Below are 17,222 nucleotides of genomic sequence, written 5' to 3'. Positions count from 1 at the left end.
CATGACAGCGCCCTTTCCCCTCGCCCCAGGTTCAACCATAGGCATTTTTGGGAGCGGCCAACTCGGCCGTATGTTAGCCTTGGCCGCCGCGCGTTTAGGATTGAACACGCATATTTATGCCCCGACAGGACCCGATAGCCCGGCTGCACAGGTCGCAACAGAGTTCACCACAGGCGATTATACCGATGAAGCGGCCATTACCCGCTTTGCAAAGTCTTGCGATGCATTGACCTATGAGTTTGAAAATATTCCCGCCCAAACAGCCGCCCTCGCCCAAAGCCTTAAACCTTTGTCTCCAAGCGCATCTTGTTTGGACGTGGCCCAAGACCGCCTGAGCGAGAAACGGTTTATCTCAGAGAAAGCCGGCGTCGCTGTGGCTCCTTTCGAAGACATTAAATCTCCGGATGATATCAAACGCTTTATGCAATCCATCAACGGCGCCTGCGTGGTCAAAACACGCCGATTTGGCTATGATGGAAAAGGGCAAATTATCATTAAATCACAAGAAGACATAGACGCGGCTTGGGCGCAACTAGGTGATAAAGCTCTTATTGCCGAAGCGTTCATTCCTTTTGAACGCGAAGTCTCTGTTATTTGCGCTCGCGGTAAAGCGGGGCAATCCGCCTGTTACCCCCTCATTGAGAATGTCCACCGTCATCATATTTTGCACACCAGCACATCGCCTGCGCCGCGCGATAACCCAGACGCGCAAAAGCTTGCTCTGAAAATCATGAATGCCCTTGATTATGTCGGCGTCATGGCAACAGAATTTTTCGAACTGCCTAACGGTTCTCTAATGGTCAATGAAATTGCCCCGCGCGTTCATAATTCGGGTCATTGGACACAAGACGCGGGTTGCACAGATCAATTCGAACAACATATTCGCGCTGTCGCAGATTGGCCCTTAGGCGACGCAACACCAAAACATTCTGTCGTTATGACGAACCTCATTGGGGATGATGTCAATAATTGGGCCGATTTCGCCGCAGAACCCGGAACAGCCATTCATTTATATGGCAAGCAAGAGGCGCGTCAGGGCCGAAAAATGGGCCATATAAACCGCCCACAAAAATAATTGCGCGGCTAGCTTCGGCGGCGGCGGCGCTTAAATTTCGGCAAACCCCCATAGCGAATGCTGCCTAAAATAGAGGCGGGGCTGGGCCAGTCTTTTGTCGCTGATTTAACCTGCCACTTAAATTTTTCAAACTGCATCACATTGGCAATACGGGCGTCTAAGAAAGCACGGGCCTTTTCTTTGGCTGGATCAGAATCGTTAATCCAAACAGGTAAGCTCGCGGCGATAACGCCAGATAATATTGTGCGCTTGGAATAATAATTCGCATCCGTAGACGTATCTCCGATAGCGCGCCAAATCATATCAGCTGCTGACCATAACTGGCCTGTGGCGCTCATTCGGCCTGTCAGAAAACTATCCGGAAGGCTTAACCGCGCCATTGCACGCCGCGCCGCGTCTTCATGTGGGCCAATCGCTTCTAGGCGCGCCAACACGCCTTGTGTCACTTTGTCTCTTATCTTTAACGCACCAAGGTCAAGTTTCGATAATGCCTCTGCGGCTTCATCATTTAACTGCTCGGACCAAAAGGCCAATAAATCAAGAACCCCTTCGGGAAAATAAAGGGCGTCCGCGCCTTGGGGTAACGCGGCCGCCTCTACGGCTTGCGCCAGCATTTTATCCGTCCACCCTTCAAAAGGGATGAGGTTTAAAGCCGCGTTTAAAATGCGCTCTCTGGGCTGTAAGGCGGTTTCTGTCATAAGCTCTATATAGGGCGCCGGGCCGCCTCTGTCACCTGATGGCCCGAATTTGCCGCAGTGGGTTAACTGGCTTTCCGCCGAAGAATGACGCGTTTGAACCACCCTTGAATAGCGCCAACGCCAGAGCCAGATAACACGCCATAACGAAAAACACGTCCCGCAGCCCAAATCACGCCTAGCGACACAAGCGCGAGCATAACGGCCGATAGAATTAATTCCCACAGCGGTGGATCTGACGGCAACCGAATAATCACCGCAAAAGGCGCCGAAAGCGGAAACAGGCTCGCTATTCGCAAGAGCGAACTATCAGGCGCATTCAAGCCAATAGGGACAACCATGATACAAAGGGTCAGAACTATAACGATTGGCGTTGTTATAGTTTGCGCGTCTTGCATGGATTGACTGAGAGCGCCCATGGCAATGAAACAGGCCCCGTAGAAAATATAACCCAGCACAAGGAATATAAAAAAGAAGATAATAATCTTTGGCGTAAAACTAGCGAGTAAAGCTTGGGTAATCTCTGAATTGTCATGCAAAATAACTGCAATAATGCCCATAACACCTAGAATAATATAAGGCGCCATAGCCGTTAGTGTCAGGGCCGCCACACCGAGTAATTTGCCAAATATGATTTCGGAAAACCGCGTTGACGCCAACATCATCTCAAGCAATTTATTCAGCTTCTCCTCTAGCATCGAGGTTAATAACATATAGGCGCCAGAGAAGACGGTCAGCCAGAGAAAAATCGACAGTCCTGCCGCCACAAAATAAGGTATCCTATCGGCCTTTGTGACTTCTTGAGATTCTGCCTCGCCAACAACCTTTGTCGGGTCAAAGCTCTCTACATTAAGACGCCCTTTTTGCGCCGCCTTAAATCCCTCACGGGTTAAGCCCCCTGTCGCCAAAAACTGTGTCTCGGCTAAGGCTTTGAAATAATCCTCGGTCAGATCTTTGGCCGCATTCGCATTGATATTCTTCGACCAATAATTGACCACGGGACCGTCGGGGCCCTGTGTAATTCGCAGCAGCCCATCCAATGGGCGATCTTTGCCTTGAAGCGTTATCATTTTTTCGCCGACCAAATAGGGCTTTATAGCGTCTAATGTCTCAGCAGGCGGCTCTATAAAATTGAGCTTGTTTTCAATCGGCTTTAATTGCCCTTTCAGGCTAGGCACTTTGCTCTCTATAGCAGCCTGCGCGGCCTCAGCGCCTTCTGTCCGTAGAGTCTCTTTGATAGAACTCGCGGTCTCTGCGTCCAGCATTGCGCCTTCAAGGCTGGTTATTAGCCTTTCAAATTGCTGTCTATTTCGCGCTTCGTGTAGCGCTAAAATACCAGACTTATGCTGTCCTGTTTCATCTAAGATAGATTCATAACGCGGCGGCGATACCTCTACATCGAATTGCGTAAAGGCATAGCCCACAGCTATCCCGATAAAAGGCATGAGAAAAGAAATCCAAAACCCAACGGTTTTAACGTAACCTAGATAATCCCGGCGCGCGATGAGAAAGGTTCGGCGTAGATTAACCTTTGGAAACACAGAAATAGCCATAATCTAGTGCTCCGCTTTCATAGTATTGTCTTCGGCATGGCTCTCTTCCCTATCCGCGCTCTGTTGCATATCTGCGCGTACCTCATCACCGACAAGAGCCACAAAGGCTTCGTGCAAAGTCGGTGAGCGGGGTTCAAAGCGGGTTAAGGGAATTTTCGCGGCAACACAGCTTTCGAGGATTTTCTGCGGTTGCGCCTCATCTTCTAGAGTCACCATTAAGCCCCCATCCTTTCGCGCCTCAATAGACTTGGCAAAGGGTTGCATATGGGCTTCGAGCCGCTCATCCTCTGATGCAATCATCAGGCGGCGAGGCGCTTTAGACAGCGCTAATTCTGTCGAACCATCAAACACGACACGGCCGCCGCCCATCAAGATAATACGGTCACAAAGGCGTTCCGCATGTTCCATGACATGTGTTGAGAATATAATTGTCGCGCCCCGACTCGCTATTTCGCTCACAATACCTTCAAGAACTTGCTGGTTAACAGGATCAAGACCAGAGAATGGCTCGTCTAATATATAAAACTCTGGATTATGCGCGATGGCAGAAAGCAGCTGAACCTTTTGCGCCATGCCCTTAGACATGTCTTTATTCTTTTTCCGTTTGGCTTCGGACAAGCCGTAACGATCCAAGAGCGAATCTGCCAAGGTAAAGGCTTCGCCTTTTGGCAGTCCATTAAGACGCGCCATATGCGCAATGCTTTCTCTGGCTGTTTGCTTTTTATATAGGCCTCGCTCTTCGGGCAAAAACCCAATACGCCCAAAAGCATTTTCGCCGGGCGCGTCGCCAAAAAGCGCGACTTCGCCGCTATCAGGGGGAATAAGGCCAAGCGCCATACGGATGGTCGTGGTTTTTCCCGCCCCATTTGGCCCTAAAAACCCCACGACTTCGCCCGCGCGGATAGTAAAGCTGACATCTTTTACGGCTTGCTTCCCGCCGAAAGATTTAGAGACGTTATTTAAAATGAGAGGGGGTTTTGACATAAACCCTTAATGACAAATTCTTGCGCTAAAACAAGAGCGCAAAATTCAGCTTAAGCCCTCAATGTAAATTCTTTTAGCGGGTTTCACCCTGAATCTGCCCCTAATATAATTTGGAAACATAGAGCTACAGTCTCTGAAATAATGGCACATTGTATTTTTGGTAAAATCACGAACGCAATAAAATCAATAACTTAGCTTGAAATAAGTCAAATAAAATCAAGATTTTGCCCTATTCCAGTCACATTTGGGCAACAAGCTTAGCCTCGGAGACGAAGCTTGGCTCTCTTTATGTGAGCCAATGTTAGCATAGGAGAAAATTATGCGTAAACTTACTGTATCGGTTGCTACTCTTGCAACACTCACAGCTATGCCTGCACTAGCAGCAGGCCCTTATAGCCCAACTTACGGCCCAGAAACTGAGGTCGAGGCAACGGTTAGTATTGAGCTTGGATCGCGGACACGCATATCCGACCGCGTCTATGACGTAAGAGCCGAAGGCAATCGCCGTGATAGCCGCGATGATGTGATTGATGAGGCTCTTTATAAAGCGGCCCAGAAAACATTGAACAAAGACTATGATTGGTTCCGTGTATTAGACCGCGATACAGATCGCGAAACCGTTTATTCTGACCGTGGGGGCTCTTCATTTGAGGCCCGTTATGAACGCGTACCCGTTCAGCGTTGCGGACTTTTGGCGTGTAGCACAAGCTATGAAACCCAGCGTTCTGGTTACATAGAGGCCCGTTCGCCTGAACGCCGCGAAACGCGTTATTCTGTGACCTTAGAATTTGAAATGGGCACTGGTCCTATGCCGAGAAGCGGCGAAGTCTATGATGCTCGCTTGGTAAGACGCTCTTACCGCTAACCCTATCGCTCACGCAAAGCGACCCCGGGCCTCTTACTTCGGTAAGGGGCCTTTTTATTGAGCTTTGATAGCCGCTTACATTTGGGGGTTGTGCTGCGCTTGGGCGCTCACGGAACCTTTTTCTTTTCTAATCGTAATATTTGTTCATGGAGGATAAAATGCGATCTTTAATTTTAACCAGTGCCGCTCTGGCAGCTTTTGCCGGCCTACCGAACCTAGCCTGCGCGACCAGTGATAATGATGACTATTATAGTGATTATGACAGAGAAAGTTCTTATGGCGTCACCGGAAAAACTTATGAAGTCTCGGTAGATGGCGACAGAAATGATACGGCACAAGACGTCTATGACGAAGCCCTGCACAAGGCGGCACGGAAAACCTTGGATAAAGGGTATGATTGGTTCCGTGTCATTGAACGCGATACTGAAAAAGAAATCACACGCGGTGATAATGATGCTCGCTTTGAGACGCGCTATGAGCGCGTGCCAGTACAAAGCTGCGGCCTACTCGGTTGCCGTACGGTAAACCGTACCTATCGCCGCGATAGCTTTGATACAGGTTTTCCTGAGCGCGATGAAACACGCTATTCCGTTGAAATCGAATTTGAAGTGGGTACGGGGCAAGCCCCTGCTTCGGGTGACGTGTATGACGCCAAAATGGTGCGCCGCTCATTTCGTTAGTAAAAGCCGGCTCGCTAGAGAAAGTCCGCCGCGACGGAAAGACGGCTACTAGAAAATAGTGGTCAATAGTGACAACGAGCCAACCTTTTATCTATCACGCAAGAAAAAAGCCCCTCATCGAAATGAGGGGCTTTTTTTATTGTTATAGCTATGCAGGATTTAAAGTGATTTGATAATCTCTTCGACCATTTTCTTGGCGTCGGAGAGGAGCATCATTGTGTTGTCCTCATAGAAAAGATCGTTGTCGATACCTGCATAACCCGGAGAAAGTGAACGCTTCACAAAGAGAACCGTCGACGCTTTATCAACATCCAAAATCGGCATGCCAAAAATTGGGCTTTGCGGATCTTTCTTCGCGGCGGGGTTCGTGACATCATTCGCCCCAATCACAAAGGCAACATCTGCATTCGAAAACTCAGAATTAATATCTTCGAGCTCAAACACCTCATCATAAGGGACATTCGCTTCAGCAAGGAGCACGTTCATATGACCCGGCATCCGCCCCGCAACAGGGTGAATAGCATAGACGACATCTACGCCTTCTGCCTTTAGCGTATCGGCCATTTCGCGCACAGCATGCTGAGCCTGAGCCACAGCCAAACCATAGCCTGGTACGATGATGACCTTAGACGCATTTTTCATTATAAAGGCTGCATCTTCGGCAGAGCCGCGTTTCACGGGGCGCTGTTCTTTATCCCCAGCGCCTGCCGCCGCATCGTCGCCGCCAAAGCCGCCTAAGATAACAGAGATAAAGCTACGGTTCATAGCCTTACACATGATATAAGATAGAATTGCCCCCGAAGAGCCAACCAAGGCCCCCGTGACGATTAGCGCCATATTACCAAGGGTAAATCCAAGCGCCGCCGCCGCCCAACCTGAATAGGAATTAAGCATAGAAACAACAACAGGCATGTCTGCCCCGCCAATTGGTATAATCAAAAGGAAGCCGATAACAAAAGTCGCTGCGAGCAATATCCAAAGAAGCATAGGGTCATTACCGCCTGACTTCATCAACATGCCAATAAGAACAGCAATACCGATCGCCAAGGCAGCATTAATTAAATGCCGTCCGGGTAACATAATTGGTGAACCAGACATATTTCCGTTCAGCTTGGCAAAGGCAATAACTGAGCCAGAGAATGTAATCGCGCCAATCGCTGCGCCCAGAGCCAGCTCGAGTAAACTCCCCGCTTTGATTTTGCCTTCGCTTACAATGCCAAAGCTTTCGGGGGAGAAAAAGGCTGCAACCGCAACAAGAACCGCAGCCAAACCCACAAGCGAGTGAAACGCTGCAATTAATTGCGGCATATCTGTCATCGGAATTTTCTTAGCGATAAAGGCCCCGATGACGCCGCCTATGACAATGGCGCCGCCTGCAATCAGAAGGCCTGAACCGCCCAATCCGGCAACAAGGAAAGTCGTCACCATTGCAATAGCAATACCGACCATACCGAAATAATTTCCGCGGCGAGAGGTTTCTGGTGAACTTAATCCGCGAAGGGCCAAAATAAAGAGAACGGCGGATACCGTGTAAAGAATGGCCGCTATATCTGCTGAAAGTGTCATTGTGCGGTCTCTCTATCAATCATTTTCATCTCAGCTTCGGGCAGTTTTATGAGCCCTAAATCTGGATAGGCATATTTAAGAAAATCAATCATTTCGGGTTCATCGAGGCGAGCAAAATACCAAATGCCGCCATCCATGAGCGCCAGAGTCGAAGATTCTGTTTTGATGACTTTGTCAGGATTGGCATTAACGCCCATCACTATCGTTGTCGGGATGAGGGCATAGCGCCGCTCTGTCGGAGAGGTTTGAATCTCTGCCGCATCAGCCTGAAACGTAAATTCTTCCATGGAAACGGTTTCTAGCGCCGTTGACCACTGCTTGCCAAAATTTATGCGAAGCGCATCTTCGGATAGTCCCGTAGAGGCCGTGATGGCCGCCTTCATGGCAGGCGGAATAAAGGTATAAGTTTCGCCGATATTCCCGCTCTCGAAAATGTCTTCATAAGCCGCAAGCCGCGTTTTCAGCGCTGTCTTATTGGCTTCGCTTTGTACTGTTTCTACCGTTTTTACGGCGGCCTCGGTTTCGGTTTTCGTCTCATTATTACAGGCTGAGAGAGAGAGAATAGAGGCCGAAATAACGGCTGATAAAATATATTTTGCCGCCATATTATTTCGCCTTTTTCTTATACATGGCGAGCATGCGCTGCGTGACGAGGAATCCGCCAAAGATATTCACCGCGCAAAGCGCAACCGCCAAAGCCCCTGTGCCTGTCGATAAGGATGAACCGCCATGCGTCCCTGCGGCAACCGCAATCAAGGCCCCCACGATAATCACGGATGAAATCGCATTCGTCACAGCCATTAATGGTGTGTGAAGCGCCGGCGTGACTGACCATACGACGTAATAACCGACAAAAATTGCCAAGACGAAAATTGTAAGTTGAAAGACTAGCGGACTGACTGCGGCGCCGCCGGCCATAATTAACATTGCGCTCATAATGATCTACCCCAATAATCTTTCGTGAATGACTTCGCCGTCTTTCGTCAGCGCGCAGCCCTTAATAATATCGTCTTCCCAATCCGGTGCGTATTGACCATCTTCGGATGTAATTAAGGGCAAGAAGGCTTTTAAGTTCTTGGCAAACATAGCAGAGGCATCAGAGGCCATACGTGAAGGCCAATTTAAGTGCCCCACAATTTGGACGCCATTTTTTGTCGTAACGATTTCGCCTTTTTTCGCGCCTTCTACATTGCCGCCGCGTTCTACCGCTAGGTCAACAAGGACAGAGCCCGGACGCATATTCGCCAGCATGTCTTTGCTCACGAGCTTAGGGGCAGGACGTCCAGGGATAAGGGCTGTCGTAATAACAATATCTTGTTTCGCTACATGGCTTGCCGTTAATTCCGCTTGAAGCTTTTGATATTCAGGCGACATTTGCTTGGCATAGCCCCCGGCTGTTTCAGCCGCTTTGAATTCTTCATTTTCAACGGCAATGAATTTAGCGCCCAAAGACGCCACTTGTTCCTTTGTCGCCGGACGAACATCTGTAGCCGTTGTCACAGCGCCAAGACGGCGCGCCGTTGCAATAGCCTGAAGCCCTGCAACACCGACGCCCATAATAAAGACTTTGGCTGGAGCCACAGTTCCCGCCGCTGTCATCATCATTGGCATAGCGCGGCCATAAAGACCCGCGCCTTCGACGACGGCGCGATAACCCGCAAGGTTTGACTGTGATGACAAAACATCCATAGACTGAGCGCGAGAAATACGCGGAATATATTCCAAAGCAAAAGCCGTGACACCCGCCTTGGCGCAAGCTTCTGCATATTTTGGGTTATCTGTTGGATTCATCAATCCTGTAATGCCTGCCCCTTTTTTAAGGCCCGCGACGAGTTTGGCATCCCCGCCCGTGATTGAGAAAACGATATCAGCCGATTTCACGCAAGTCGCATTGCTGGTCGCGATTTTCGCGCCGGCCTCTTTATAATCAGCATCAGAGTAATTGGCATCTTGGCCAGCGCCCTTTGTGACGCTGACACTATGTCCAGACTTTACATAGCCCTTTACCGTCTCAGGTGTTGCGGCGACGCGATGCTCGGCTGGTCCTGCATCTTTGATAACAGCAATATGCAAAGTAATTCCCCTTCTTTACCCTCATCAGGGTGAGCGGCACTAGGCCGCCTAGATAGCATTAATAACCAAACTTAGCCTGCGAGCAGGGATAGTAAGACACATATGATGGCAACAAAAACTGAAGTCCCGATTAGAGAGACATAATACAGGCCCTTTAATTTCAGAACGGCCCCAATAATGACGCCTAGAACAATCGTAGCGATTAGCGCAGGGAGCCAAGCCATACCGGCTGCGAAAACAAGTGTTGGCATTAAGACGATTAACGCCACAGCCGTACCGCCATATTTCGTTAGGCCCATAAAGCCGCCAAAACTACGAGATTGTGAGTCTACATCCATCTCACCACGGGTATAATTAGAAGATCCGGCCGCCATTTTTTTTCCTTAAATATCTCAGGTCGAAAGTGGGGTTTAGCTATCATGGCACGGTTCAGCCGACAATAGCGGCATCGCCTCCAAAGCCCAAAAAAGACAAATTTTTGCGTTTTTGAGATGAATAGTGGTCATTCAGAGATTTAACGTCCTGTTAACCTCGTCTTTTGCCCCAAAATTTACCTGTATGTCCCATATTGTGACGCAACGACCCGAAACCGTCATTTTCCGCGAAGTGACGAAGCGACGGGCGAAGAGGTGAATATATGTCTAAAACTGTTTTAATCGTTGATGATGACCCAACACAACGCCGCCTATTACAGGCCGTTGTTGAGAAAAGCGGGTTTTCTACTCTACAGGCCGATAATGGCGACACAGCGCTTGAAATCGCGCTCGGCCCCGACAGCGAGAAAGTCAATGTCATGCTCTTGGACTTGGTCATGCCGGGTCGGGACGGTATGGAAACCTTGGCAGACCTTCAAACAAAACGCCCAGACCTGCCTGTCATAGTCCTAACAGGAAAAGGCTCGATTGAGGCTGTGGTCAAGGCAATGAAATCTGGGGCGCGTGACTTCATTGTTAAACCTGCCAGCCCAGAGCGCATTATCGTGTCTATTCGTAATGCCTTGGAAATGAAAACTCTGGTCAAAGAAGTGACGCGGCTTAAAAAGACCTCCGAAGGCAGTTTGCAATTTAATGACCTTATTGGAAATGCAGGCAGCATGCGTACTGTGGTGGCTATGGGTGAACGCGGGGCCAAAGCCAATATCCCGATTTTAATCACCGGTGAATCGGGCGTGGGTAAAGAAGTCATTGCCCGCGCTATTCAAGGCGCATCAGAACGGACGGGTAAGCCCTTCATCACCGTCAATTGCGGCGCTATCCCAGAAAATCTCGTCGAGAGTATTCTATTCGGGCATGAAAAAGGATCCTTTACGGGGGCGAACAGCAAGCATTTGGGTAAATTCCAAGAAGCCCATACGGGCACCTTATTTTTAGACGAAATTGGCGAGCTTCCCCTTGATATGCAAGTTAAGCTGCTGCGGGTTTTACAAGAAGGTGAAGTCGATCCGATTGGATCCAAACGACCCACGCCTGTTGATGTACGTATCATCAGCGCGACCAATCGTGATTTACAAGAATCCGTCAATGAAGGCCGTTTCCGCGAAGATTTATATTACCGTTTAAATGTTTTCCCTATCGCCGTCCCACCATTACGGGAACGCAGAGAAGACATTCCTGCCCTGACGGATCATTTTATCAAGCGATTTAATGCTCAAGAACGCCTCTCTATTTCAGGGGCAGAACGCGAGACCATTGAAATGCTCCAAAATTATGAGTGGAAAGGCAATGTACGCCAATTAGAAAATTCAATTTTCCGCGCCATGATTTTGTCAGACGGCCATATGTTAAAGCCGCATGACTTCCCGCAAATTTCAGGCATGAACCCGGTAATGACGAACGAGAGCAAGTCTGACTTGGACGGCCTTATCTCTAGCGAGGTCAGCGATGATGCCGTGCATGATAATGCCGTATCCGTCTTGGACCGCGAAGGGCATTTACGCACCTTAGAAGATATTGAGCGTGATCTCATTCAATTCGCTATCGAAAACTATTCAGGGCATATGTCTGAGGTCGCTCGTCGACTCGGTATTGGGCGGTCAACGCTTTATCGTAAAGTCCGCGAACACGCCTTAGACGTCGATAATGTCAGGACAGCCTAACGCTGACAAACTTGGTTATCCTCTATATTTAAATAAAGCCTCACCCAATCGGTGAGGTTTTTTTATACGGGCTATATCGCGGGTTTAACGAAGCCGGCTGCCTTAAGCCCAGACTATCCGTTTTATTCTTCAGTTTTACCCCTTGCCAAATCCTAGTTTTATTTGTTATGCCGCACTTATGATAGCGCTATCATAAATTGACAACACGCCTATCAAAAACACATTATTAAGGGGAGAAGCATGGAATTTAATGCGAGGTCACGACTGAAATTAATAGCTGGCGGGGTCAGTTTACTAGCCACCGCTTGCGGCGGGGCGAGCTCTACGCGCTCTACTATATCTGTATCTCCGCCACCGCCTCCGCCGCCCCCTCCTCCCCCGCCTGAGGCATATGTGCCTGCGGATGGCGCGTTTAAAAATACATTTGAAAATAAATTCTTGGTTGGCGCCGCCATTGGTACAGAACAAATTGCTAATGGCTCGGCAGACGCCGCCATATTACAATCGCAATTTAATTCGATTACGGCTGAAAACCTCATGAAGCCAGACGCTCTTGCACCGACAAAGGGAAATTATACGTTTGAAGAGGCCGACAAATTATTAGCCTTTGCCGAAGCTAATAACATTCAATTGCGAGGGCACACCCTACTATGGCACCGCGCAACGCCGGATTATTTTTTCGAGGGTACGCCTGCACAGGTTCGCAAAACCCTCGAAGATTATATCACAGCGGTCGTCACCCATTTCAAAGGCAAGATTTATGCTTGGGATGTTGTGAATGAAGTCATCTCTGACGGTGATGGCGCCACCGCGCCTTATCGCGATTCTAATTGGTATCGCGCCGCAGGCGGCCCAGACTATATTGACTGGGCGTTTCAAGCCGCCCGTAAAGCCGACCCTGACGCCCTATTATTTATAAATGACTATAGCACAGAACTGAGTGCGAAACGGGAAAGACTATTGACCGTTATATCTGATTTGCAGGCGCGCAATATTCCTTTGGACGGCGTGGGTCATCAAATGCACATTCAGGCCTCAACCCCTGTAAGCGATGTCTTTGCAGCTATAGACGCCGTGGATAATCAATTCTTGGGCTTGGAAAACCATATTACAGAACTGGATATTTCTATATATAATGACCCAGCTTCATGTTTTGAAAATCAAACGGGATGCTCGGCCGATTACGGAAATAATATTCCGCAAAGCGCGCTTGACGATCAGGCCGAAAAGTACAGAGCGCTTTATGCAGGGTTTACAACACGCCCTAGCCTATCCTCGGTGACAGTGTGGGGTATCTCTGATGAACAGACATGGCTTAATTATTACCCCGTCGATCGAACCAATGCACCGCTACTATATGATCGTAGCCGACAGGCTAAAAAAGCGCTTCGCGCCATTATTGAGCCAAATTACCAAATATAAGGCCCTCAAAAATGGGTTACTGAAACCCTGCGGAAAAGCCTCTATTATCACAGAGCGATATATGGCAAAGCTCGGCCCGAACCATAGGGACGAGCGGCGCCATGCCGTCTTCGGAAAACATGCCGCAATCAGACACTTTTGAAATTTTCTTAGGGACAGCTCCGGGTCTAGAACCCTATCTGTTATCCGAGGTGAAAGCCGCAGGTTTTAACGCGCCCAAAGCCATAGGCGGCGGCGTCCTTATCCAGGGGAGTTGGACAGATGTCTGGCGCGCGAATCTAAGCCTTCGCGGCGCCTCCAAAGTTCTGGCCCGTATTGGCGAATTTCGGGCCTTTCATTTAGCACAGCTCGACAAACGCGCGCGGCGTTTTCCATGGAATGAAATTCTAATGCCGGGCCATATGGTCAAAGTCGAAGTTGTCACAAATCGGAAATCAAAAATTTATCATGCAGGCGCCGCAATAGAGCGCATAGAGCGCGCGATTGCCGAAGAATTTGGCGCAGAGATCGCCAGCTCTATGGAAGAGGCAGAGATTCTTATCAAAACGCGGATTGACGATAATAATGTCCGCTTCTCTGTCGATACTTCTGGAGTCGGTTTGCATAAACGCGGATATAAACAGGCCATGGGTAAAGCCCCCTTACGGGAAACCATGGCGGCCTTACTGCTGCGGGGTTGTGGCTATACAGGAAATGAGCCTGTCTTGGACCCCATGTGTGGCTCTGGCACAATTTTAATTGAAGCCGCTGAAATAGCCCAAAATAAACTGGCTGGACGCAACCGCGCTTTCGCCTTTGAAAAACTGGCAACCTATGATGCTCAGGCCGTACAGGCTCTCCGCCAAGCTTGGAAAAGCCAAGACAGCCCCTATCGCTTTTACGGGTCGGATAGAAATGTCAAAGTGATTGGCTTTGCCCAAGAGAACGCCCAGCGAGCGGGTGTAGACACATTATGTCACTTCACGCCTACGCCTCTGATAAAGCTTAAACGACCTGAAGGCCCCGCGGGACTTGTCATGGTCAACCCACCTTATGGGGCGCGAATAGGCAAGAAAAAAGATCTCTTTGCCCTCTATAGATCCTTTGGCGACGTTATGCGCCGCGAGTTTACGGGCTGGCGCGTCGGTATGGTCACATCAGATAACGGATTAGCGCAGGCCACGGAGCTGCCATGGCGGCCAACAGACGCCCCCATTGCGCATGGCGGCCTGCGAGTCACATTGTTCCAAACAGATATATTGGAATAATTATATAAAATAGAGCTTATAAACCAAGCCTTTTCAATAATTTAGCCGTTTTGCCACATTTCGGCCACAAGCGTTTCAGTTTTGTAACGCAACATTTTGGCGGCCTAAGCATTTATCTTTCATGCGTCGATCAACTCGGCCCATTTTGAAAGAAAGGTATAATTATGACCAATTTTAAAAAAACAACGACTTCGTTTTTAACAGCAGCCCTATTGGGTTCAGCCATGAGTATGGGCATTGCACATGCACAAGACGCCCCATCTCCTTTCGCATCACTTGATGTCGATGCAAATGGCCAAGTGAATTTTTCTGAATATGCAAAAGACGCCGAAATGCGCGGTCAATCTATCGAAGCCGCTATGCGTCAATTCAACGTGATTTCTGGTGGTGAGCAAACCTTTAACCAAAGCCAATATGCAGCCTCTTTTGCCGTACAAGGTGAAATTAATACACAGCAAGGCGGCAATACAGTGATTATGCCGGTCGAACCTTCTGCCGTGATGGGCGAAGTGGCTACGGGTATTGTTGTGGAAGAGCCTGTTGATGTTGAAGAGCCTGCCGCAGATCTTTCTGATGATGGCTGGGATGATTCAGCCAGCGAGTCACTAGACGAATGGTCTGATGAGGCCGCTGAAAACACTGAAGAATGGACTGAAGACGCTGCTGATACAGCTGAAGAGTGGACGGATGAGGCCACAGATACAGCCGATGAATGGGCAGATGAAGTCACAGATGAAGCTGAAGAATGGAATGAAAATCTCAGAGAAAATACTGAGGAACTTTCAGACGATCTAGACTCTGATATCGACGCTGAGACGACGATTGAAACAGACACGGACATCGAAGTGGAAACTGAGATGACCCCTGAAAAGGTTGAAACTGAATAATACCACTGCCTATAAAACAGTGTTTATTTAAGACACCCCTTGCCCTCTCCCTTGCTTCTCCCCTTAAGCATGGGGGAGGGTTTTATTTTGGCACAATCCGTAAAAATGGGCGTTTTGTGTCGCTTGCCGTTTTCGGCGCCTCGCCAGATGTATTCGGCGTCTTTAATGTGGCTTCAGCCCGCGCATTATAACGGGGTATAAAAGGTTCAATTTGTGGATTTGAAAAATCAATCTCTTGAAGCGCCTGTTCTTCGGCTTCCATATCTTCGTCAAGATTTCGAACCCGCGGCGTAAAGCGGTGTTTTGATTTAAAGCTCGAAGTCTTACTCTTTTTCCAAGCGGGCGTCGTGCGCTCATACTCAGCATCTGGGTCGATCTCTTCACCCCCCTTTTGCGACTTAGCTTTCAGCTCTTTGACTTTTTTATTCATCCGAGAAACGACCTGTTTTTGCGCGGCCGATAGCGCATCACCGGCACGCCCCTTTTCGAGGTCATGAAAGGCAGAGCCAAATTTTTCGAGGCGTTCTAAAACGCTTTCCCCAAACTCGTCTTCAAAATCACTAATATGCCCTAGCTCGGTTAGCTTGGCATGGAGACGCGCTATCTTGCGCTTGGCATTTCGCGCCGAGCGTTCTCGGGCTTTGGCCATTTTATCACGATAGGCCGATTGCGCGGTATCCCGCGCAAGCTGTTCTGCTTGCCATTCTGCCTTATCATAATCGGACATAGCGCCGATTATCATAGCTAGAACAAATAAGGAACAATTATTTTATTATGCCTTCAACAGGCTTAGAAAGAGTGGCTTCAGAATTACTGGTCAGCAACAACTTCCATATACATTTCAAGAAGGGCTTCTTGCTCTGCGCGTTCGGCTGCATCTTGTTTGCGTAGAGCGATAACTTTGCGCATGACTTTATTGTCAAAACCAAAAGTTTTTACCTCAGCATAGACTTCACGAATATCGGTCGCGAGTTCAGCTTTCTCGGCTTCTAGCCTCTCAATACGAGCGATAAATTGTTTTAATTTTTCACGGGTCGCCTGACCCATTTGGTCGGCGCGATCAGCATCAGAAATCATGGGACTCTCTTTTGGTGGAAAGGAACAGGGTTTATCTTTGCTTTTTCTTTATCGCGCCCAGACACTATCGGCTATGTTGCTCATTGACGAAATTGTGGACAAGCCCTTTCTATCACAGCTTACGCTAAATTCAGGCGAGCGCATCTGTCGCAATAAAAAGGCTGACTGTTACATGAAGAAGCGCGTATAGAGAGGACAAGAAAAGGATACATAATGTTATACGTTTTAATTGCCCTCACTATTCTCGCGTTTTTGTTCGTTCTCTTTACCCTTATTATGGGTGCTAAGAATATGGGCGGAAAAACCGAAGGCGCGCGGGAGCAATCAAACATTTGGATGCGGCGCCGTGTTCTCGGACAAGTCATCGCCGTTGGCCTGCTTATGCTGACTGTTTATGTAAAGACACGGATGTAAGATAGCCAAATGGTGAAGCTCAACAAGATTTACACGCGCACCGGTGATGATGGGTCGACAGGTCTTGTTGATGGCTCGCGCCTGTCAAAATCTGATCCCCGCGTGGCAGCCTATGGCGATGTAGACGAAACGAATTCTGTTATAGGCCTCGCAAGATTACATCTCGAAAGTCGGCGATTGGACGATATGTTATCGCGTATTCAAAACGATCTCTTTGATCTCGGGGCTGATCTGGCAACGCCTTTGCCCAATCCGGGTGAAGCGGATAGCGAATATGCTCTGCGCATTATGGAGAGCCAAACACTTCGCCTCGAAACGGAACTCGACAGCCTGAATGCCGATCTACAACCGCTTAAGAGCTTTGTCTTACCCGGTGGACATCCGCCTTCGGCCTATTTGCATCAAGCCCGTACAGTCTGCCGCCGCGCCGAGCGCCTTTGCGTGGCCTTGTCCCAAGACGCCGCGATTAACCCCGCCGCCTTGAAATATTTAAACCGCCTCTCTGATTTTCTATTTGTGGCAGCGCGCTGGGCAAATGACCAAGGTGAGGCCGATGTAAAATGGGTGCCCGGCGCCAATCGCTAACGGG

19 protein-coding genes are annotated in these 17,222 nt (G+C 48.9%); 9 read left to right on the top strand and 10 right to left on the bottom strand.

The window, feature by feature from the left end:
- Position 1: 1 nt before the first annotated feature.
- Positions 2 to 1,075: a 5-(carboxyamino)imidazole ribonucleotide synthase gene (locus tag DES40_RS12030; protein WP_121102495.1), complete on the top strand. Its 1,074-nt coding sequence runs from the start codon at positions 2 to 4 to the stop codon at positions 1,073 to 1,075.
- An 8-nt stretch (positions 1,076 to 1,083) separates the two neighbouring features.
- Here the strand turns inward: DES40_RS12030 and DES40_RS12025 are convergent, their stop codons facing one another.
- From DES40_RS12025 to DES40_RS12015, 3 genes are all read right to left on the bottom strand, one after another.
- The gene (locus DES40_RS12025; RefSeq protein ID WP_121102493.1) at positions 1,084 to 1,773 is read right to left on the bottom strand and encodes a COQ9 family protein; all 690 of its coding nucleotides are present in this window, start codon (positions 1,771 to 1,773) and stop codon (positions 1,084 to 1,086) included.
- Between the two features lie 62 nt (positions 1,774 to 1,835).
- Complete coding sequence (locus DES40_RS12020; protein ID WP_121102491.1) at positions 1,836 to 3,323, bottom strand: ABC transporter permease; 1,488 nt, start codon at positions 3,321 to 3,323, stop codon at positions 1,836 to 1,838.
- Between the two features lie 3 nt (positions 3,324 to 3,326).
- Complete coding sequence (locus DES40_RS12015; protein ID WP_121102490.1) at positions 3,327 to 4,307, bottom strand: ABC transporter ATP-binding protein; 981 nt, start codon at positions 4,305 to 4,307, stop codon at positions 3,327 to 3,329.
- Between the two features lie 319 nt (positions 4,308 to 4,626).
- Between DES40_RS12015 and DES40_RS12010 the strand changes: the two genes are divergently transcribed.
- Positions 4,627 to 5,172: a CC0125/CC1285 family lipoprotein gene (locus DES40_RS12010; protein WP_121102487.1), complete on the top strand. Its 546-nt coding sequence runs from the start codon at positions 4,627 to 4,629 to the stop codon at positions 5,170 to 5,172.
- 158 nt (positions 5,173 to 5,330) lie between these two features.
- On the top strand, positions 5,331 to 5,852 hold the full coding sequence (locus DES40_RS12005; protein WP_147405907.1) for a CC0125/CC1285 family lipoprotein: 522 nt from the start codon (positions 5,331 to 5,333) through the stop codon (positions 5,850 to 5,852).
- Positions 5,853 to 6,011: 159 nt separating this feature from the next.
- Here the strand turns inward: DES40_RS12005 and DES40_RS12000 are convergent, their stop codons facing one another.
- The 5 genes from DES40_RS12000 to DES40_RS11980 all read right to left on the bottom strand — a co-directional run bounded on the left by DES40_RS12000 (position 6,012) and on the right by DES40_RS11980 (position 9,865).
- Complete coding sequence (locus DES40_RS12000; RefSeq protein ID WP_121102483.1) at positions 6,012 to 7,418, bottom strand: NAD(P)(+) transhydrogenase (Re/Si-specific) subunit beta; 1,407 nt, start codon at positions 7,416 to 7,418, stop codon at positions 6,012 to 6,014.
- Entirely contained in the window at positions 7,415 to 8,023 is a 609-nt protein-coding gene (locus DES40_RS11995; protein WP_121102481.1) for a hypothetical protein, read from the bottom strand. Before DES40_RS11995 ends, DES40_RS12000 begins: the two co-directional genes overlap by 4 nt.
- Position 8,024: 1 nt before the next feature.
- Complete coding sequence (locus DES40_RS11990; RefSeq protein WP_121102479.1) at positions 8,025 to 8,354, bottom strand: proton-translocating transhydrogenase family protein; 330 nt, start codon at positions 8,352 to 8,354, stop codon at positions 8,025 to 8,027.
- Between the two features lie 6 nt (positions 8,355 to 8,360).
- Positions 8,361 to 9,491, bottom strand: a complete 1,131-nt coding sequence (locus DES40_RS11985) for a Re/Si-specific NAD(P)(+) transhydrogenase subunit alpha (RefSeq protein ID WP_121102477.1) — start codon at positions 9,489 to 9,491, stop codon at positions 8,361 to 8,363.
- Positions 9,492 to 9,562: 71 nt separating this feature from the next.
- Positions 9,563 to 9,865 (bottom strand): aa3-type cytochrome c oxidase subunit IV, encoded by a 303-nt coding sequence (locus DES40_RS11980; protein ID WP_121102475.1) that lies wholly within the window; start codon positions 9,863 to 9,865, stop codon positions 9,563 to 9,565.
- Between the two features lie 263 nt (positions 9,866 to 10,128).
- Here DES40_RS11980 and DES40_RS11975 point away from each other — a divergent pair, with 263 nt between their 5' ends.
- The 4 genes from DES40_RS11975 (at position 10,129) to DES40_RS11960 (ending at position 15,142) form a co-directional block, all read left to right on the top strand.
- Positions 10,129 to 11,586, top strand: coding sequence for a sigma-54-dependent transcriptional regulator (locus DES40_RS11975; protein ID WP_121102473.1), 1,458 nt, complete (start codon positions 10,129 to 10,131; stop codon positions 11,584 to 11,586).
- Between the two features lie 240 nt (positions 11,587 to 11,826).
- Positions 11,827 to 13,008 (top strand): endo-1,4-beta-xylanase, encoded by a 1,182-nt coding sequence (locus DES40_RS11970; RefSeq protein ID WP_121102471.1) that lies wholly within the window; start codon positions 11,827 to 11,829, stop codon positions 13,006 to 13,008.
- A 119-nt stretch (positions 13,009 to 13,127) separates the two neighbouring features.
- Positions 13,128 to 14,255: a THUMP domain-containing class I SAM-dependent RNA methyltransferase gene (locus tag DES40_RS11965; RefSeq protein ID WP_121102973.1), complete on the top strand. Its 1,128-nt coding sequence runs from the start codon at positions 13,128 to 13,130 to the stop codon at positions 14,253 to 14,255.
- 164 nt (positions 14,256 to 14,419) lie between these two features.
- Positions 14,420 to 15,142, top strand: coding sequence for a hypothetical protein (locus tag DES40_RS11960; protein ID WP_121102469.1), 723 nt, complete (start codon positions 14,420 to 14,422; stop codon positions 15,140 to 15,142).
- Between the two features lie 82 nt (positions 15,143 to 15,224).
- Here the strand turns inward: DES40_RS11960 and DES40_RS11955 are convergent, their stop codons facing one another.
- Both DES40_RS11955 and DES40_RS11950 read right to left on the bottom strand, forming a co-directional pair.
- Positions 15,225 to 15,869 (bottom strand): hypothetical protein, encoded by a 645-nt coding sequence (locus DES40_RS11955; RefSeq protein ID WP_147405906.1) that lies wholly within the window; start codon positions 15,867 to 15,869, stop codon positions 15,225 to 15,227.
- A gap of 83 nt (positions 15,870 to 15,952) precedes the next feature.
- Positions 15,953 to 16,219: a DUF2312 domain-containing protein gene (locus DES40_RS11950; protein WP_121102465.1), complete on the bottom strand. Its 267-nt coding sequence runs from the start codon at positions 16,217 to 16,219 to the stop codon at positions 15,953 to 15,955.
- Positions 16,220 to 16,432: 213 nt separating this feature from the next.
- Between DES40_RS11950 and DES40_RS11940 the strand changes: the two genes are divergently transcribed.
- Together DES40_RS11940 and DES40_RS11935 are read left to right on the top strand one after the other, a co-directional pair.
- The gene (locus DES40_RS11940) at positions 16,433 to 16,633 is read left to right on the top strand and encodes an HIG1 domain-containing protein (RefSeq protein WP_121102461.1); all 201 of its coding nucleotides are present in this window, start codon (positions 16,433 to 16,435) and stop codon (positions 16,631 to 16,633) included.
- A 9-nt stretch (positions 16,634 to 16,642) separates the two neighbouring features.
- A complete protein-coding gene (locus DES40_RS11935; protein ID WP_121102459.1) occupies positions 16,643 to 17,218 on the top strand; it encodes a cob(I)yrinic acid a,c-diamide adenosyltransferase in 576 nt (191 codons plus the stop codon).
- The last annotated feature ends 4 nt before the right edge of the window (positions 17,219 to 17,222 follow it).

This window comes from Litorimonas taeanensis (assembly GCF_003634015.1).
GTDB lineage: Bacteria > Pseudomonadota > Alphaproteobacteria > Caulobacterales > Maricaulaceae > Litorimonas > Litorimonas taeanensis.
This window is presented reverse-complemented; position numbering and strand designations above follow the sequence as displayed.

Bases quoted from the DNA above. Each gene is read 5' to 3' on its own strand.
- DES40_RS12030 (WP_121102495.1), top strand. From the start codon at position 2: ATGACAGCGCCCTTTCCCCTCGCCCCAGGTTCAACCATAGGCATTTTT.
- DES40_RS12025 (WP_121102493.1), bottom strand. From the start codon at position 1,773: ATGACAGAAACCGCCTTACAGCCCAGAGAGCGCATTTTAAACGCGGCT.
- DES40_RS12020 (WP_121102491.1), bottom strand. From the start codon at position 3,323: ATGGCTATTTCTGTGTTTCCAAAGGTTAATCTACGCCGAACCTTTCTC.
- DES40_RS12015 (WP_121102490.1), bottom strand. From the start codon at position 4,307: ATGTCAAAACCCCCTCTCATTTTAAATAACGTCTCTAAATCTTTCGGC.
- DES40_RS12010 (WP_121102487.1), top strand. From the start codon at position 4,627: ATGCGTAAACTTACTGTATCGGTTGCTACTCTTGCAACACTCACAGCT.
- DES40_RS12005 (WP_147405907.1), top strand. From the start codon at position 5,331: ATGCGATCTTTAATTTTAACCAGTGCCGCTCTGGCAGCTTTTGCCGGC.
- DES40_RS12000 (WP_121102483.1), bottom strand. From the start codon at position 7,418: ATGACACTTTCAGCAGATATAGCGGCCATTCTTTACACGGTATCCGCC.
- DES40_RS11995 (WP_121102481.1), bottom strand. From the start codon at position 8,023: ATGGCGGCAAAATATATTTTATCAGCCGTTATTTCGGCCTCTATTCTC.
- DES40_RS11990 (WP_121102479.1), bottom strand. From the start codon at position 8,354: ATGAGCGCAATGTTAATTATGGCCGGCGGCGCCGCAGTCAGTCCGCTA.
- DES40_RS11980 (WP_121102475.1), bottom strand. From the start codon at position 9,865: ATGGCGGCCGGATCTTCTAATTATACCCGTGGTGAGATGGATGTAGAC.
- DES40_RS11975 (WP_121102473.1), top strand. From the start codon at position 10,129: ATGTCTAAAACTGTTTTAATCGTTGATGATGACCCAACACAACGCCGC.
- DES40_RS11970 (WP_121102471.1), top strand. From the start codon at position 11,827: ATGGAATTTAATGCGAGGTCACGACTGAAATTAATAGCTGGCGGGGTC.
- DES40_RS11965 (WP_121102973.1), top strand. From the start codon at position 13,128: ATGCCGCAATCAGACACTTTTGAAATTTTCTTAGGGACAGCTCCGGGT.
- DES40_RS11960 (WP_121102469.1), top strand. From the start codon at position 14,420: ATGACCAATTTTAAAAAAACAACGACTTCGTTTTTAACAGCAGCCCTA.
- DES40_RS11955 (WP_147405906.1), bottom strand. From the start codon at position 15,869: ATGTCCGATTATGATAAGGCAGAATGGCAAGCAGAACAGCTTGCGCGG.
- DES40_RS11950 (WP_121102465.1), bottom strand. From the start codon at position 16,219: ATGATTTCTGATGCTGATCGCGCCGACCAAATGGGTCAGGCGACCCGT.
- DES40_RS11940 (WP_121102461.1), top strand. From the start codon at position 16,433: ATGTTATACGTTTTAATTGCCCTCACTATTCTCGCGTTTTTGTTCGTT.
- DES40_RS11935 (WP_121102459.1), top strand. From the start codon at position 16,643: ATGGTGAAGCTCAACAAGATTTACACGCGCACCGGTGATGATGGGTCG.